Origin of the sequence: Paenibacillus sp. FSL R5-0912 (genome assembly GCF_000758605.1) — a bacterium.
Lineage (GTDB): Bacteria > Bacillota > Bacilli > Paenibacillales > Paenibacillaceae > Paenibacillus_AQ.
Map to the genome: position 1 here is coordinate 570,499 of NZ_CP009282.1, position 17,260 is coordinate 587,758.

Sequence of the window (17,260 nt, forward strand, 5' to 3'; positions counted from 1 at the left end):
ATTGAAGGATTGCGGGCGGACCGTTATAATTATTAAGTCTGGATTTTAATTAAAAAATAAGGGAGATTTCTATGAAACGCGCAGATGTGCTGCTGATTTCTATCGTTTTGATTGCTGCGCTCGCTTTTCTTGTGCCGAGATGGCTTTCAAATGATGCTGATAAAGGTGGGCCGGGCAAGGAACTTACGGCCAATATAACGGTAGACGGCAAGCTGTTCAAAACAGTAACGCTTACCAAAGAAGAGCAAACCATTGATATTCGCACAGATCGGGGCTATAACATTTTGAAGGTGCATGATTACGGGATTGAGATGTACGATGCGGATTGTCCCGATCAGGTATGTCTCGGCTTTGGATTTATCACGCTGCCCAAGCAGACCATAGTATGCCTTCCGCACCGGGTATTAGTTGAAATTGCAAGCGGGTCGGGGGAGGATGAAGTAGATGCCTATGTCCAGTAGTGAATCGGCTACAGCGCTGAAACGGACGGTCATTATTGCGATTTTCGCGGCCGTTGCCGTAGTGCTGAGTATTGTCGAGGCTCAGATTCCGCTTGCGGGAATGGGGCTGATGCCCGGAGCCAAGCTGGGGTTCGCCAATATTATGATTTTGACCTGTATTTACTTTTTGCGTGGACGAGATGTGTTCGTGCTCGTCATTCTGAAGACGCTGCTGACTGCATTTCTGCTTGGCACACTGTCCAGTCTGCTCTTCAGCCTGTTCGGCTCGTTGTTCAGTTTTGTGGTCATGTTCGCGCTGGTCAAGCTGGGGGGCAAGAGGTTCAGTGTCATCGGAATCAGTATTGCAGGGGGCCTGGCTCATAATACAGGCCAGTTGCTTGCGGCCTCGTTTGTATTCAATTCAACGAGTATTTTCTACTACTTGCCGATTCTGCTGATTACCGGGATTGTGACGGGGATTGCTGTCGGCTTCGCCGTGCGGTATGTCGTAGACTCGCTATCCAAAATATCCTTGTTTGAAGAGTTCCTGAACGGACCGGGCCACTAGCTGCGGAAGGATGACTAACATGAATCAATCGTACAAAGATACAGAGGCCGGTGAGGAACCGGCCGTTATTACGCTTGCGGGAGTCTCGTTCGGATATGATCCGGAGCATCCGATTCTCCATGACATAAACGTGTCTATCCCGCAGGGCCAATGGGTAAGCATTGTAGGACCCAACGGCTGCGGGAAATCTACGCTCGTCAAGCTTCTGAATGCACTGCTGCCCAAGAGTGCCGGGGAGATTACTGTCTGCGGACATACGCTGCAGGAAGAGACGATTGGAGACATCCGGCGATGCATCGGGATGGTGTTCCAGAATCCGGATAACCAGTTCATCGGACAGACGGTAGAGGAAGATATCCTCTTCGGCCTGGAAGGCCTGTGTCTGCCCTACGAAGAGATGAAGCAGCGGCTTGATCTCTATACCGAGAAGCTGAGCATTGATCATCTGCTGTCCAAGCATCCCGGAGAGCTGTCGGGCGGACAGAAGCAGCGTGTCGCGCTTGCTTCGATTCTCGCCATGAAGCCAGGCATCGTCATCCTCGACGAGGCCTCTTCTATGTTGGATGAAGGCAGCCGTGATGAGCTTATGGGCATTCTGCGGGACATGCAGGCAGAAGGGGCGTACACGATACTGCTGATTACACATGATCCGGATGAGATCCTGGCTTCGGACCGAGTGCTTGCGCTGCATGGCGGAAGCATAGCGGCGGATGTGCCGCCTGCGGAGCTGTTCCGCAATGAAGACCTGCTGGAGAAATGCCATTTGCGGGAACCCTACCCTTGGCGTCTTGCCCGTGAGCTGCAGAGCCGGGGGATTAAGGTGGATGTACCCGCCAGCGAAAAGGAGCTTATAGACACACTATGGTCATACAACTTCAGCAAGTAAGCTACACGTATGCTGACCGCAGTATGTGGAAGCAGACGGCGCTGCATGGGATTAATCTGAATATTGCCCAGGGGTCACTGACCGGGATTGCCGGGGCAACGGGCTCCGGTAAGTCTACACTGCTCCAGCTGTTCAACGGGATTCTGAAACCGACAAATGGTACGGTGCAGGTGCTTGATGTGACCATCACTGCAGGAGAGAAGTCGCCGAAGCTGCTTCCGCTGCGCCGGCGGGTCGGACTGGTCTTTCAATTCCCGGAGCAGCAGATGTTCGAAGATACGGTGGAGAAGGACCTCTGCTTCGGGCCGCTCAACTTCGGCGTGAGTCTGGAGGAGGCCAAGGAGCGGGCACGCAAAGCGATGACGGACATGGGCCTGGACCTTGCCCTGCTGGAGCGCAATCCGTTCCGCCTGAGCGGCGGACAGATGCGCAAAGCCGCCATCGCCTCGGTGCTGGCGATGGACCCGGACATTGTCGTGCTGGATGAGCCGACAGCGACGCTGGACCCGGTAAGCCGCGCTGAGCTGATCGCGCTGCTGGAGCGGCTGTGCCGCGAGCAGGGCCGGACGATCATTATCGTGACGCACCGGATGGATGAGCTGCTGCCGTATGCCGACAGCTGGGCCCTGCTTAAGGACGGCGGGCTCGCCTTCCAGGGCAGCGGCCAGGAGCTGGCCGCTGATCCGGCGATTCTGGAGCGCTGCGGACTGACGGTTCCGCAGTCGCTCCGGTACTGGCAGGCCGTCGCTGAACGCTTCGGCCTGGCCGGCGAGAAGCCGCTCCTTACGGCAGAGGCCCTCGCGGAACGGATCGCCGCCCTGCTCGAAGAGCACAAGAACACCGGCGGTATGGTGGAAAAGGGGAATGGCCATGAATGAACGCCTTCTGCTGGGACGCAGCATTGATACGGGCTCATGGGTGCATAAGCTGGATGCCCGGTCCAAAATTACGGGCATGCTGCTCTACGTAGTGATTATCCTGCTGTCCAATTCGTGGATGGAGATCGGGCTCATAGCTGTGTTCTCCATCATTGTTATGGCAACCACCCGCATCCCGCTTAAATATTTCATTAAGGCTGCGAAGCCTTTGCGTTATCTGATGGTATTCATCTTCATTGTGCAGTCCCTGTCCGTGAAGGAAGGGGATGTCCTGTGGTCGCTCGGCTCCTTCTCGCTGCATGAGGGAGGCCTGCGGCTGGGGGCATTCTCGGTCATCCGCATGCTCTTCCTGCTGACCTTCACGGCACTGCTGACCTTTACGACAACGCCCGGCAAGCTGAACCAGGGCCTTGAAGGTGTGCTTGCTCCGTTTAAGAAGCTCGGTCTGTCACCGGACCGGATTACGCTGATGATCAGCATCGCGCTGCGTTTTATCCCGACGATCCTGGATGAAGCGCAGATTATTCTGAAGGCGCAGGCCTCGCGCGGTGCGGATCTGAAGGAGCTCCCTTTGAAAGAGAAGGCGCGGATGCTCGTCTCCCTTCTGGTTCCGGTCATCGCCAGTGCTTTCCGGCGTGCCCAGGACCTGGTGTATTCCATGGAAGCCCGGGGCTTCCGTATGGATGCGCCGCGCAGCCGGTATCACCGCCTCAGGTGGGGCGCTGCTGATACGCTGTTTGTTGCTATGTTCGTTGTCTTGGGAATTGCAGTAGCATTATTGTAGGAAGTTTAGGAGGAAACAAGAATGGCACGTTATTTTAATGGTAAAGAGATTGAATTATTGGCACCTGCCGGAACGTTTGAGATCTTCAAGGCTGTGATTGTATCGAAGTGTGATGCCGTGTACTTCGGCGGTCCGGTGCTGAATATGAGAATGATGCGCAAGGGCTACAACTTAAGTCACGAGGAAATAATTGAAGCGGTGTCGATCGCCCACAAGCTGGATAAAAAAGTATACGTCACTGTAAACAATCTGTTCAGCGAAGAAGATGTGGAAGAAGCCCGAGAGTACCTGCGGTTTCTTGACGGAGCCCGTCCGGATGCGCTGATCGTTCAGGATATGGCTGTGCTGGAGCTGATCCGTGAGATGGAGCTTACCGTTCCGGTTCACGCTTCGGTCATGATGAATGTGCATAATCTGGAGATGATTCACGCACTGAAAGAGCTAGGCGTCAGCCGGGTCGTTACCTCCCGTGAGATGGATCTGCAGACAGCGAAGCTGCTGGGAAGCAGAAGCGGTGTAGAGCTGGAATATTTCATCCATGGCGATATGTGTTCCGTGCATGGAGCGAACTGCTATTTCAGTTCCCAGGTGTTCGGGATGAGCAGCAACCGGGGCAAATGCATGAAGCCTTGCCGCTGGGATTACCGGATCAAACGTGACGGCTATGTCTTCCCTGCGGAATACCCGCTGGCCGTGAAGGATATGTTCATGTATGAGCATCTTCCGGAGCTGATTGAGTCCGGCATTACTTCCTTCAAAATTGAAGGCCGCATGCGCGACCAGGAATTTATGGTGAACCTGGCGAACAGCTACGGTGATGCAATTGACCGCTATATCGATGATCCGCTGGGCTTTGACCGTACGGTGGATTCCAAAGAGCTGTATAAGAACCGCAAACGTGACTTCTCGACCGCCTATGCTTTTGGCAAACCGGGACTTGCGAATATCAACCGCCGTTATGAAGGTACAGGCAAGTTCTACAGCACTGGCAAAGTGTTCAGTACACCGACTGCAGAACGTGAGCTGTCCGAAGCGCGGGTAATGCAGCTGCGCGAACGGCTGGCCGAAGACAAACGCAGTAGGCAGACGAAGCCGGAGCTGGCTGTGCGGGTGAACAATATGGAACAGGCACGTCTCGTGCTGGAGATGGGTGTAGAGAGCTTATATATACCGGGTGATGTGTTTGAGCCGGACCGTCCGTTCACGAAGCAGGATATTAAGGAGCTTGGAGCCATCAAAGGCCGGACCAAGCTGTACCTCGGAATGCCGCGGATGATGACGGAGCTGCATTTTGATCAATATGACCACTTGCTGAACGGGGAGAAGCTGCCGATTGACGGCTTGATGATTACGAACCTCGGAGCGATCCGCCGCTATCGCGGGACCGGATACCCGATGATTGGCGATGCCAACCTGAATGTTTACAACCACCTGTCTGCCGGACTGTATACCGGACTCGGCCTTACGAAGCTTACAGTTTCACCGGAAATGACATTGGAGCACTTTGCCTCCTTCGTCTCCCGCAGCGATTTGCCGCTGGAGGTTGTGGTTCACGGAACGCCGGCGCTGATGTATATGGAGCATGATCTGTTCGAGAATACAGAAGTGATGGAGCCGATTGGTGAGGAAGACAACCAGTTTGTCAGCAATGCTGTGCTGGTGCTCAAAACCGATAAGGGTGAGAACCCGGTCTACCGCGACCAATATGGCCGCTGCCACCTGCTGTTCGCCAAAGAGCTGTGTTATCTGCCGATGCTGGATGAGATGAACGGACTTGGAATTGCGAGCTTCCGGATCGAAGGGGCTACTTACAGCACGGATGAACTCCGCACGATTATTGCTGCTTACCAGGCTGCGATGAATGGAGCAAAGCTGGGCGATGATCTGCTGGGCGGACTGAAGCCAGTATATGCGGGCTACACACTAGGCTCACTGCAATTTAATTAATAATAATTCAATTTTAAAATAACACAATGGCGAGTATAATAACGGTAGCGGCGCATTCATAAGTAATTTTTTTCACAATATAGTAAGCCTGAATCATATTTTCTTATCCACATCATGGACATCATCTTGGATCATCAGCAGCTGAAAGTGAGGGAACCTTCATGGAACAGAGCAACATCATTGGAAGAAATGCGGTAGCCGCCAAAAGAAAGCAATACTTCTACCCGTGCACCGCACATTTTTACCGGGATGCACCGCAACTGGTACGCGGAAGCATGCAGTACGTGTATGATGAGAACGGCAAAGAATATACGGATTTCTTCGCCGGGGTGTCAGTTGTCGCCTGCGGCCACTGCAATCCGGCGATTACCTCCCGCACAATAGCACAGCTGCAGCAGCTGCAGCATACCTCGACCGTCTATCTGACTCAGCCGAATGTAGACTTGGCCGAGCGTCTGGAGGGTCTGCTGCCGGGCGCTCTGCGCCGGACCTTCTTCGTTAACAGCGGCTCGGAAGCGAATGAAGGGGCGCTGCTTCTGGCCCGGATGCATACCGGACGCAAAGGCTTCATTGCCCTGGAAGCCGGCCTGCATGGCCGGACCAATCTTACAATGAGCGTGACCGGCCTGCAAATGTGGCGGACAGACGCTTACCTGGATGAAGATGTGACGTTCATTGAGCGGCCGTATCATCCGGAGATGACGCTGAAAGAGGCCGCTGCGCGGTCGATTCAGAGCCTGAAGCGTGTTCTCACGGAGAAAGGCGATACCATCGCCGCCATGATCGTCGAACCGATTCAGGGAAATGGCGGCATGATTATGCCTGCCCTGTCTTATTTCCGTGAGGTGAAGGCGCTGCTGGAGCAGTATGGTATCTTGCTGATCGACGATGAGATTCAGACCGGCTATGGCCGTACAGGAGCTATGTTTGCCATGGAGCACTTCGGCGTAGTTCCGGACATTATCAGCATGGCTAAGGCACTGGGCAACGGAGTGCCTGTCGCCGCATTTTCGACTACAGATGAGATTGCGGCTTCACTGAACAAGCCTTCGGCCTCGACGTTCGGGGGCAACCCTGTATCTGCGGCCACGGCGCTTGCTGTGCTGGATTATATCCAGGGTGAGCGGCTGCCGGAGCGTGCGGCTGAGCTGGGTGGACGTTTGAAGAAGGGCTTGCTCCGGCTTCAGGAGCGCTATCCTGCGCTGATTACCGATGTGCGGGGAACCGGATTCATGCTGGGTGCCGAGCTTGCCGGCTCTGAAGCTGAAGACGCTGCTGAGCGGACGGACAATGTGCTCGAAGAAATGAAGGACCGCGGCTATCTGATCGGCAAAAACGGCATAGGCCGCAATGTTCTCGCCTTCCAGCCGCCCCTGGTTGTCACTGCAGAGAATATTGATGCTATGCTTGCTGCCTTGGATGAAGTGCTGTCCCTGGTCAAGCAAGCGATTCATTGAAGAAAGAGGCACAACATTATGGTTATCATTAATGCTTTTAAGCATACGGCACTTAAATTGAAAATGTTCAGCGAGCTGGTTATGTTCTCCCATACGCTATTCTCCCTGCCTTTTGCCATCATCTCGATGGTATGGGCGGCGGGAGGCTGGCCTTCCGGCCATATGATGCTGTGGGGGCTGATCGCTCTAATCGGCGCGCGTAACGGGGCCAATGCGTTCAACCGCCTGGTGGACCGTACCTTTGATGGCAATAATCCGCGTACCGCACACCGGCATCTGCCGCAGCGTCTGCTCGCTGAGAAAGAAGTTATCCTGTTCATCATCATCAACTATGCACTGTTTATTGTCGCTTCCGGGATGCTCAATCTGCTCTGCCTGCTGCTGTCCCCGGTGGCCATTGTGCTGATCTCGACCTATTCGTATACGAAACGCTTTACCTTCCTGAGCCATCTGTATCTGGGCTTCGTTATTGCTTCAGCGCCTATCGGCGCCTGGTTTGCAGTAACGGGCAATATTGCGTTCACTCCATTTGTTATCGGAACAGTGGTCATGCTCTGGATTGCCGGCTTTGACATCATCTACGGGACCCAGGACATCGATTTCGACCGGAAAAATGGCTTATGGTCCATTCCGAGCTTCTTCGGACTGGAGAACGCGCTGCGGATCTCCAAGGGGCTGCATTTCATTATGATTATGCTGCTGCTGTTCCTGTACCTCTGGCGTGATCTTGGCTGGATGTATCTGGTCGGCATCGGGATTGCTACATTGCTGCTGATGACAGAGCACAAGATCATTAAGCCTTCAAACCGTAAGATGATGAAGGTGGCTTCTTATAATTTGAACCAGGTGATCAGTATGGTGATATTGCTATGTACGTTGATTGATTATTTTTACGTTAACTAGTATGCGTGGGGCGCGGCTGGCGGCTGGTGGCTGGCTGCCGGCAGCGCGGTAGAGGTTGGGAGGCTGCACTGCGATGAATATTTGGACCTCCGATCGCTATTAACTTCGGATTCCCTGATTTGAACCGCTGTTTGCGGTAGGAATCCGAAGTTAAAGGCGAACGCTGACGCTTCTCCAGTTCCAAAATTCCTCTCCGTTCCGTCCTAACCTCTCCCCAGGCAAGATTAACTTCAAAAAGACAACAAGCTACCCAGCAAGGGTGGGCAGCAAAGAGCGCGACAAGCTTGGCTTCGCGCTTTTCTTTTTGCCTCCGTAAGACACCCCCCCAAGGGACAACCTCAAGAGACACCCCCAAGAGAAACCGCCAAGAGAAACCCCCAAGAATAACCCCCAAGGGACAACCCACAAAAGCAAACCAAAAAAGCCACTAAGCTAAACACGCTCACGTTCGCTTTGCTGCGTTCGCTTGATTAGCAACATCAAACCGGTAAAATTAACGCCCCACTTAACTAGTTCTGTTGCACGGCGTACAGTAGAATCCATCAAAAAACACGAATGAATCGTACCTATGGGGTTCTTGTATAGTTTAGGTCTCTATAAAGTACCTGAGTAACTCTGTGCGAGTATAATGTCGTACGTATTACAACTCTGATTCATCAATAGTAGGGTGTTTGGACGGATTGTTGTATGAAATACAACAATTGTTCCGTTAAGAGGCTTGGAGAAGAAGGAATGCTGCAGTTTGTACAACAATTTTGGTTTAGGACCGAGTTTATGAGGGGAATGTTGTATTCTGTGCAGGATTATCAAAAAAATCGCTGGGATAAAGGCGGGGGGGGGGCATAAAGCAAAAAAAACGAGCCCTAAAGGGCCCGTTTTACTTAGTAATTCATGCGGTGTTCAGAGGTTATCCTGCTGCACGGACAACAGTTCCGGTTCACCGGTCGCGTCCAGCAAAATACTGCAGCAGGATTTCCAGATCGGCATGCGCCGGGAAGCTGGAGAGCTGCTGCACGATCGCTGCAGCCTGGGACAGGTAGTCCTGGCTGACAGCTTCTGTGCGGGCCAGAGCGTCGCTGGCTGTGATCAGCTCCAAGACATGCGCAATCTCTTCGGAAGAAGAAGAGGGGCCAATCCGGCGGATCACAGGAGCAAGCTCAGGGTCCTGCAGGGCGAAGAGTACAGGCAAGGTAACCTGGCCATGGCGCAGGTCGCTGCCAGCGGGCTTGCCAAGCACATCCGCAGATTGCGTGAAGTCTAGGATATCATCCTGAATCTGGAATGACATGCCCAGCGCTTCGCCGAAATTATAGAGAAGATCGGAGACTTCTTCGGTGCTTTCTGTGGATAGTGCACCTACCCGCAGGCAGGTAGCCATCAGCAGCGCTGTTTTGTTACGGGACTTCTCCAGGTATTGCTCCAGTGTCAGATTGTAATCAAAGGCATGCTCCATTTGCTGGTATTCCCCCAGACATAACTGGGCAGTGGCCACAGAAGACAGATCGTGAACGTAACGGTTCTTATCACCCGAGTACTTGCTTAGCAGCTCAATGACGCGGGCGGACATATAATTGCCGATATGCACAGCAGATAAGATGCCGGTCTTGGTATGCAGCGCAGGCTCGCCCCGCCGCAGTTCGGCGTCGTCAATAATATCATCATGAATCAATGAGGCGGCGTGGATGAATTCAGCGGCTGCGGATAATTGCAGGGTTCTGCGTCCGGCCGGAGTGCGTCCGAACCGGCTGCCGACTATGACCATCAGCGGACGTAGCCGTTTGCCGCCAGAGCCGGTCAGTTCAAGAATACTCTGCGCCAGCAGCGACTTTTTGGGAACATCCTTATCGCGGGTCACCAAATTCTTAATTTCGCGGTTAATTTCATTCAGATCAATATGCAAAGCTTCGTGCAGCTTCATCTTTTGTGTTCCCACCTGTCAAATGGCTTTGCTTGTGCGGCTTCGCTGTCTGCGCTCCTGAATGAGGAATTCATCAAACCCCTGGGCCGGATCCTGTTCCGTGAAATCTCCATTTGACCGTCCAATTTGCATTTTTTTGATTGAGGGAGCCAAATATGCAACCAGATCCAGCTCTCGGCATTTCACTGCAAACTGCAGGTAAAAGCTGTATAGGTAATCTCCATCCAAAATGCTACGGGTCAGGTCAGGATGATGTGGGACACATTCCATATGGCGCTGTGCAGCCACGGTAAGAATGGTATAAATACCTAGCAAATGGACTTTGCGGTCATATTCCAGATCATGGCGTTCCAGTACCGAGAGCAACTGCTCGCATTCTGCCGGAGAGAGATACAACTGAATTCCGGCGACCTTTGACATTTCAGCCTGAAGCATCCGGAATGTATCTTCAATGAGTTTTTTGTTCACAGGATTCTCTCCTTCTTGTCGGTTTTGCCGGAAGAAACCACAGCCCTGATTATCCCTACAAAACCATTCTGTACATTTTTATGCAGATATGGGCTTTCACCTTGATAAACAAGGAGAGTAATGTGTCCAAGGGACACATTACTCTTAAGAACATCATATTCATGCAGCAACATAGAATGCACATAAGTCGGTGCTATAATTAAGCGGTGCTCAGAAAAAACTTACCCAAAGCGTCAGTCGGTAAACAGATACCAGCGCCGGACGAGCGGGATTCTCTTCCACTGCTTCTTGAGCCAAGGAAGAACATAGTAATCCAGGCCGAACACGCTGCCGGATCCGCCGATGCAGGCAATAGCTGCCGCAACGTACCAGAGCATTTCTGTAGCTGCCATCTTGGTGGTCCAGATCATAACCGCCATACCTATAGTAGCCAGGGCAGAAATAGCTGTGAACAAACCAACGATAAGCATAACACCGAAGACGATTTCGGCACAAACCATGCCGATTTGGAACCATTTAGCCAGGAAGGTGTAAGAACCGTCCGGGTTGTAGAACATAAGATCCATGAACCAGTTAGAAATATCGTAGATGAAACCTGGAACCGGCAAAGCCGATACTGCTTCTTTGGCAGTGGATACTGCGGAAGCTGCAGATTGGGCATCTACGGTGTCTTTAACGGCATCCACAGCCACGCTGGCTGCAGAAGTAGCGTCTGCATAAGGAGCTGCAGGAATCAGGAAAATCTTATTGGGATCAACCCAGATTTTTCTGATCTTCTCTATACCTTCATATAGCCACATACCACCCAAAAGCATACGGAGCGGAACGAGCCAGAAGTTCGGCGAGCGCTTGGAGAAGTATCCGCCGACAAAGCTCTTGCGGTTCTCAACGTGGAAGAACTCGTGCATCATGTAAGTCCATACTTTGTTGAAACCTACAACCTGGGACAGGTAGAACATATTGATGAAATGTTTGGACAGCATAGCCATGAAGCCGGTCAGCATGAAGAATTTGCCCGGAAGACCAACGTTCGCTACACCGTAGCGGCTGCCGATCGAAACCATGGTGCCATGGAATCCTGGTTTGTAAGCCTTTTTAGGCGTGCCCTTGATATCGGCAGTAATATTGCCTGCGATAATAGGTGCAGCTTGTTCAGCATTCTCAACCATTTGTGGAACTGGACGTTCTTCGCCTTCAGGGATGAAGAAGATGTTATCCCCTACAACGTATACGTTCTTATGGTCAACACTTTCAAGGTGTTCATTCGTAACGATACGTTTGCGGCCTTGCTGCTGAACATCAAGACTGCCAACGATTTCGGAGCCTTCAACACCGGCAGTCCAGACGATGGTCTGAGCATCCACGATGTTTTTCTCACCGAGGGCTACAGAACCTGTGCCTACTTCGGTGATTTTGGCGCCGGTAACAATTTCTACGTTCATCTTACGCAGGCGGGCTTCGGCTTTCTGAATCAGCTTCTCTGGAAGGATAGGCAGAATCTTCGGAGCCATATCAGCTACAATCAATCTTACTTCGGAAGGATCAATGAAGAATTCCTTACACAGTTCTTCACGTTGCTCAGCCATTTCACCAACCAGCTCGACGCCAGTGAAGCCGGCACCGATGATTACGAAGGTCAGCATGGAACGGCGTACTGCCGCATTCTTTTCCTTCGCAGCTTTGGTGTACATGTCGCGGATTTGACGCTTCAGGGCAACTGCATCGTCATAAGACCAGAAGGAGAAGGTATTCTCTTCAGCTCCGGGAATTCCGAAGAAGGTTGGTTTGCTTCCTGTGCCGATTACCAGGTAATCATAAGCATAGGTAGCTTTGTCGGACTTCAGCTTCTTGTTCTTGAAATCAATGTTGCTGATTTCGTCGAGAACAACATCCACTTTCAGGCCGGCAAAGATTTTCTTCAAGTCGATTTTGATCGAATCCTCAGGTGCGCGATTCGCAGAAACCTCATGCAGCTCAGTCAAGAGAGTGTGGTATGGATTTCGGTCGATCAGTTTGATTTCTACATCTTTGTCGTTCTTAAACTTCTTTGCCAGTTTCTTAGCCGTGAGTACGCCGCCGTAGCCGCCGCCCAAAATGACTATTTTCTTCAAGAGAAACTCACCTCATTCATCTGATTAGCTGCAAAAGGATAGCGAATAATTATTTCGCGCCTTCAAGTGCTTTTTGTGCCAGTGTGAAATATTCGCCAACGTGGATAGATACGCCGGAAATTGCATCGGTTTTGCCTTCAGCATCCAGGGTAGGAGCTGCGCCTTTATTTTCAAGGAAGTATTTCTCAGCAAGTGCGATCTCTTCATGCCATTCAGCTGAAGCGCCGCCGGCTTTCATGCCGTATTTGCCGTCTACCGAATATTGTTTCTTATCATCGCCTGCAGCATTCACGCCGCTGAAATTAACAGCTACAACGTTACCGCCAGCAACGGATAGAGCTACAGTGGATTTCCAGCCGGATTCAGCATCCATTTCGCCTTCAGCCTTGTAACCGCCGTCTTTGTAAGGACCCACTTGTACTGGACCAGCAGTAAGAGCAGCTTGAGCAGCGCCTACGAAGTCACTAACATGTACAGATACGCCGGATACAGCGTCAGTATGTCCTTCAGCATCAAAAGCGAGTGCTGCCGGATCTTGTTTTTCAATCAGGTAAGCTTCAGTAAGGGCAGCTTGCTCGTGCCATTCGGATTGAGCGCCGCCGATTTTTACCAAACCATAGTTACCGTCTTCGGATACTTTTTTCTTCAGATCACCCGCTGTTTTGGTATTGAAAGCATTCCAGTCAGCTTTGGTGATTTTGCCGCCTTCTACAGTGAGCAGAACAAAAGTCTGCCAACCAGTCTCTGCATCGACATCAACTGTTCCGTAGTAGGTTCCGTCCTGGTATTTGCCTGTTTCGGTTCCGGCATCAGCAGCAGGAGCAGTAGTTGCTTCAGTTGCAGGAGCAGTAGTCGCAGCAGGTGCATTTGTTGCAGCAGCATTGCCCGCATTGTTGTTGCCACAACCGGCTAGCAATGTGCCAAGTACCAGAGCGCTCGACAAGATTACAGAAGCTTTTTTCATTTTGATATGACCTCCAAAGAAAATAGTTTAAAATATATATATTAAAATGTAAAACATTTTAATAGTAAATGGAAGTGATAAAAATCACTTTATAAATGACATTTGTCACTTTGGAATCGGTCTAAGGTCCCTTTTTGTAGCAGGCATACGACATATATCGGCAGGTAATAAGAAAAAATTTAATTATCTCGTTTCTTGTTCGATGGCATTCTAGCACAAGCTGGGAAATACTCATGTGAAAATAATCACTTAAACGATAATAATTTTACTTCTGAAGTATATCAAATTTTAAAATATATGAACAGCTTATTAAAAGACTATTATGTGACAAACTATGACTTTCTTTGCGGTTTGCGCTGCAGTTCTATTATGGGGCTTTTCCCGTAGTTTTGGATTCACACAAAGGGCCGACGGGTAATAATTCACTGAGAATCATAGCTTATGCCAACAATAACCGACAGCTAAGGAGATGAGTTTGTAATGGACAATAATGTGCTGAAAGGTAAATGGTTGCAGATCAAAGGTGAAGCCAAGAAGCAGTGGGGCCAACTGACGGATGATGACCTCGATGTAATAGACGGCGAAAAAGATAAACTGGTAGGTAAGCTGCAGGAGCGTTACGGCCATTCCAAGGATGATGCAGAGGCGGAATACCGCAACTGGGAGCAGTCGATCCGCAGATAAACGAAGAATATGGCCTCAGATCAGATCACCACAAATGCAGGGAGAGGCGGATGTGTATGAATGATTCCCTGGTCGTTACAGGCCGGATTATTGAGATTCATGCTAACCGGGTGCTGACTCAGCAAGGAGATACTATCAGCACCTATCACCCCCGGTACTATATACTGCCGGAAGCAGAGATGTGGACACCGGCCGAAGCTGATCTGAATGAGGCATCTTTTATAGAACTTGGCGGCAAAGGCGGAGCCTCCGTACCCAAAAGGCGCTGGAAGGCAAGGATGCCCTGGTTCACACCGCAGAAGAAGAGCGCAAATCGTATCTGATTTGCGCTCTTCTTCTGCGGACAGGCTATACATATGCAATAGCAATGTGGCTTCATGATTTCATTCCTCTATGATAGTATAAATAATAATCGTTGTTATATCATTTTTTGCTGCAGGAGTGAGGCTATGGAATATGTAAAAATATTTTTTGTAAATACCGCTTTGCTGATTACATTGTCTTATCTGGCAAACTTAATATACAAACATACTGTGACCTATGCTTCAGAACCTGTGAAGAAAGTGAGCTGGGTCCTGCTTGCGATCTTCGCCGGTTGGGTAAGTACAATTTTCGGATATAGACTGGACGAGCATGTGATCTTTGACCTGCGGTTTGTGCCGCTTATTATTTCTACGCTGGCATACCCCCAGCCTCTGGTCCTGATCATTATTGGAGTCGGCACCGGGCTTACGCGGTTGACCTTCGGTGTTACCGAAGCAGCTGTGGTAGGCGTGCTGAATTTATCTATCCTGGGCTTCGTCTGCGCCGGCCTGAGCCTCTGGATGCAGCGTTCTTCTGCCTCTGTGATCCAAAAGGGACTAATTGCTGTCCTGGTGGTAAATGTTGTGAATGCGCTGAATATTACGGTATTTGGGGTCATCCCTGCGCAGGAATACATAACGGATATCCTGCCGGTCACGTTCCCGGCGGGCTTTGCTCTCAGTGTGCTGTTTGCGCTGATTATCCGCGACTTCCAGCTGGATCTGATGCGCACCGGACAGATCGTTAGAGCCAATGAGCTTTTGTCAGAGCAGACGGAGGAGCTTCATAAGAATAAAATCGTGCTGGAGGAGAGGGCCAAGCAGCTGATGCTTGCCTCGCAGTTCAAGTCGGAGTTCCTGGCCAATATGTCCCATGAGCTGAGAACACCACTTAACAGTATCATTAACCTGTCCCAGCTAATTGAAGAAAGCGAAGATGAACTGAGTGTAGAAGAGCTGTCAGAATATGGAGGGATTATTCACCGCTCGGGTGAAGATCTTCTCTCACTTATTAATGATGTTCTGGACTTGTCCAAGGTAGAAGCCGGAAAACTGGATATTATTAATGAAGACTTCAATGTCAGTGAGATCCCTGATCTGCTTCTTCAGCAATTCAGTGTGGTAGCCAAACAGAAACAGCTGGCCTTCGATATTTCACTGGATGCAGACATGCCGGGGGTTATCTATACGGATCCCCAGCGGGTGCAGCAAATTCTCCGCAATCTGCTCTCAAATGCCTTCAAGTTCACTATGACAGGCGGTGTATCGGTGAATGTCCGCGTAGTGGAACGGCAAGAGGGGCTCTCCTCGCGGAAATGGGTCGCCTTTGAGGTGCAGGATACCGGGATTGGCATTCCCCCGGAGAAGCATGATCTGATCTTTGAAGCGTTCGAGCAGGCGGATTCAAATATCAGCCGTAAGTATGGCGGCACGGGGCTTGGCTTGTCGATCAGCAATGATCTGGCCAGACTGCTTGGCGGGTTCATTACCCTGCACAGCCGCGAGGGACAGGGAAGCTTATTCTCCCTGTATTTGCCGCTATAACCTTAGAGTATGGGTAGATTCCGGGCTCCAACTTTATTTGTGATTTCGGTGTATTGACAGGAGATTGATGCGGAGTAGAATGAAGCAAAAGCCGCATCAAAGGAGTGTTATCACCCCATGAACATCATGAGAAACCGGCCGCTGCGGAACCGCTCCAAGGAAGTACGCAAGGCCTCGATACACCGCAAGAATCTGCAGATCGCTACTTTTGAGGGGATACCATCCACAATATTTCAGGTGCTGCTGCAGGGGCAGTTCCTGACAGGCTTTCTGTTATATTTGGGGGCGAGCTCCAGTCAGATCGGATTCGTCCTGGCACTTACCACACTGGTGAACGTAGCGCAGATTGGCGTAGCCTTCCTGATCCAGAAGCTGCCAAGCCGCAAATGGGCTATGGTGACTTTTATCGGCCTGCACAGACTGCTCTGGGGATCCACCGGTCTTGTGCCGTTTATTTTTCCGCAAGAGTACTGGGTTACTGCTTTCATAGTAATGTATACCATAGCATTCATTGCTAATACGGCAGGCGGTGTGCTGTGGAGTTCTGTCATCAGCGACCTGGTTCCGGCACGGGTCAGAGGCCGGTATTTCGGCATCCGGAATACGTTTCTGAATGCACTGGGAAGCCTGGTAATGTATGGGGGCGGCATTATTCTGGACCGTTATCCGGGTGGACACGGGTTTCTAATTCTGTATATTGTCGTATGGATTTTCTCAATCTCGAATATTGTTGTTTTCTTCTTCTATCCGGATGTGCCGTTTGAGAAGTCAGAAGAAAAAGATTTTCTGCCGATGCTCAAAAAACCGCTTCACGATAAGCTGTTTATGAAGTCCACCCTGTTCCTGTCCGCATGGCTGCTGCTGCAGAATCTGACCGTGCCGCTGTATTCCTATGTGATGCTTCAGCTGCTTCATATCAATTATGAGAAGCTGTCACTGCTCAATGTATCGCAGACGATCTTCATGATGGGGAGCTTCTATGTATGGGGTAACCTGAACGCCAAATACAGCAACAAAAGGCTGCTGCTCTGGACCCTGCCGATCATCGCGCTCTCCTCCCTGATGTGGGGACTGCTATCCGTACTGCCGATGCTACCGGTTCTGTTTGCCGCGCATATTGTATTTGGCATGGGCGTAGGCGGCTTCAACCAGCTGGCCTTCAATTTCATTATCGGGGATACGCCGAAGAAGGAACGGCCGATGTATATGGCTATGTATGCGGCGCTCACCGGCCTCGCGGCATTTTTTGGTCCGCTGCTGGGCGGCCGGATCTACGAATGGATTAAGAACTGGCCCGAATGGACGCAGGTGTATGGAATGCAGCTTGTGGTAGGGACGCTGATGATCACGTTGGCGCTGCTGCTGGGCCGGCGTATTTTGCGGGATGAATAGAAGAATATTCTGA

At 51.0% G+C, this 17,260-nt stretch carries 16 protein-coding genes; 12 read left to right on the plus strand and 4 right to left on the minus strand.

The window, feature by feature from the left end; translation table 11 throughout:
• The first annotated feature begins 71 nt into the window (after positions 1-71).
• The 8 genes from R50912_RS02465 to R50912_RS02500 all read left to right on the plus strand — a co-directional run bounded on the left by R50912_RS02465 (position 72) and on the right by R50912_RS02500 (position 7,863).
• Positions 72-461, plus strand: coding sequence for a NusG domain II-containing protein (locus R50912_RS02465; RefSeq protein WP_039309813.1), 390 nt, complete (start codon positions 72-74; stop codon positions 459-461).
• Entirely contained in the window at positions 445-1,008 is a 564-nt protein-coding gene (locus R50912_RS02470) for a Gx transporter family protein (protein WP_039309812.1), read from the plus strand. Before R50912_RS02465 ends, R50912_RS02470 begins: the two co-directional genes overlap by 17 nt.
• A gap of 19 nt (positions 1,009-1,027) precedes the next feature.
• Positions 1,028-1,894, plus strand: a complete 867-nt coding sequence (locus R50912_RS02475; RefSeq protein WP_052415939.1) for an ATP-binding cassette domain-containing protein — start codon at positions 1,028-1,030, stop codon at positions 1,892-1,894.
• A complete protein-coding gene (locus R50912_RS02480) occupies positions 1,870-2,772 on the plus strand; it encodes an energy-coupling factor transporter ATPase (RefSeq protein ID WP_042232159.1) in 903 nt (300 codons plus the stop codon). The genes R50912_RS02475 and R50912_RS02480 overlap by 25 nt, the downstream gene beginning before the upstream one ends.
• Positions 2,765-3,556, plus strand: coding sequence for an energy-coupling factor transporter transmembrane component T family protein (locus R50912_RS02485; protein WP_042232161.1), 792 nt, complete (start codon positions 2,765-2,767; stop codon positions 3,554-3,556). The genes R50912_RS02480 and R50912_RS02485 overlap by 8 nt, the downstream gene beginning before the upstream one ends.
• Positions 3,557-3,577: 21 nt before the next feature.
• Positions 3,578-5,503 carry a peptidase U32 family protein gene (locus tag R50912_RS02490; RefSeq protein ID WP_042232163.1) on the plus strand — a complete coding sequence of 642 codons (1,926 nt, stop codon included), beginning with the start codon at positions 3,578-3,580 and terminating at the stop codon, positions 5,501-5,503.
• Positions 5,504-5,664: 161 nt separating this feature from the next.
• A complete protein-coding gene (locus R50912_RS02495) occupies positions 5,665-6,960 on the plus strand; it encodes an aspartate aminotransferase family protein (protein WP_042232165.1) in 1,296 nt (431 codons plus the stop codon).
• An 18-nt stretch (positions 6,961-6,978) separates the two neighbouring features.
• A complete protein-coding gene (locus R50912_RS02500) occupies positions 6,979-7,863 on the plus strand; it encodes a UbiA-like polyprenyltransferase (protein WP_042232167.1) in 885 nt (294 codons plus the stop codon).
• Between the two features lie 937 nt (positions 7,864-8,800).
• Here the strand turns inward: R50912_RS02500 and R50912_RS02505 are convergent.
• The 4 genes from R50912_RS02505 to R50912_RS02520 all read right to left on the minus strand — a co-directional run bounded on the left by R50912_RS02505 (position 8,801) and on the right by R50912_RS02520 (position 13,324).
• Positions 8,801-9,781, minus strand: a complete 981-nt coding sequence (locus tag R50912_RS02505; protein ID WP_042232169.1) for a polyprenyl synthetase family protein — start codon at positions 9,779-9,781, stop codon at positions 8,801-8,803.
• 18 nt (positions 9,782-9,799) lie between these two features.
• Positions 9,800-10,249: a hypothetical protein gene (locus tag R50912_RS02510; protein ID WP_042232171.1), complete on the minus strand. Its 450-nt coding sequence runs from the start codon at positions 10,247-10,249 to the stop codon at positions 9,800-9,802.
• 233 nt (positions 10,250-10,482) lie between these two features.
• A complete protein-coding gene (locus R50912_RS02515; RefSeq protein WP_042232174.1) occupies positions 10,483-12,360 on the minus strand; it encodes an FAD-dependent oxidoreductase in 1,878 nt (625 codons plus the stop codon).
• Positions 12,361-12,409: 49 nt separating this feature from the next.
• The gene (locus R50912_RS02520; protein WP_042232176.1) at positions 12,410-13,324 is read right to left on the minus strand and encodes a hypothetical protein; all 915 of its coding nucleotides are present in this window, start codon (positions 13,322-13,324) and stop codon (positions 12,410-12,412) included.
• 480 nt (positions 13,325-13,804) lie between these two features.
• On the opposite strand from R50912_RS02520, the gene R50912_RS02525 reads away from it, so the two are divergent.
• The 4 genes from R50912_RS02525 (at position 13,805) to R50912_RS02540 (ending at position 17,247) form a co-directional block, all read left to right on the plus strand.
• Positions 13,805-14,008 (plus strand): CsbD family protein, encoded by a 204-nt coding sequence (locus tag R50912_RS02525; protein WP_039309803.1) that lies wholly within the window; start codon positions 13,805-13,807, stop codon positions 14,006-14,008.
• Positions 14,009-14,064: 56 nt separating this feature from the next.
• Entirely contained in the window at positions 14,065-14,331 is a 267-nt protein-coding gene (locus R50912_RS02530; protein WP_042232178.1) for a hypothetical protein, read from the plus strand.
• Between the two features lie 126 nt (positions 14,332-14,457).
• Positions 14,458-15,855, plus strand: coding sequence for an ATP-binding protein (locus tag R50912_RS02535; RefSeq protein WP_042232180.1), 1,398 nt, complete (start codon positions 14,458-14,460; stop codon positions 15,853-15,855).
• 117 nt (positions 15,856-15,972) lie between these two features.
• The gene (locus R50912_RS02540) at positions 15,973-17,247 is read left to right on the plus strand and encodes an MFS transporter (RefSeq protein WP_042232184.1); all 1,275 of its coding nucleotides are present in this window, start codon (positions 15,973-15,975) and stop codon (positions 17,245-17,247) included.
• The last annotated feature ends 13 nt before the right edge of the window (positions 17,248-17,260 follow it).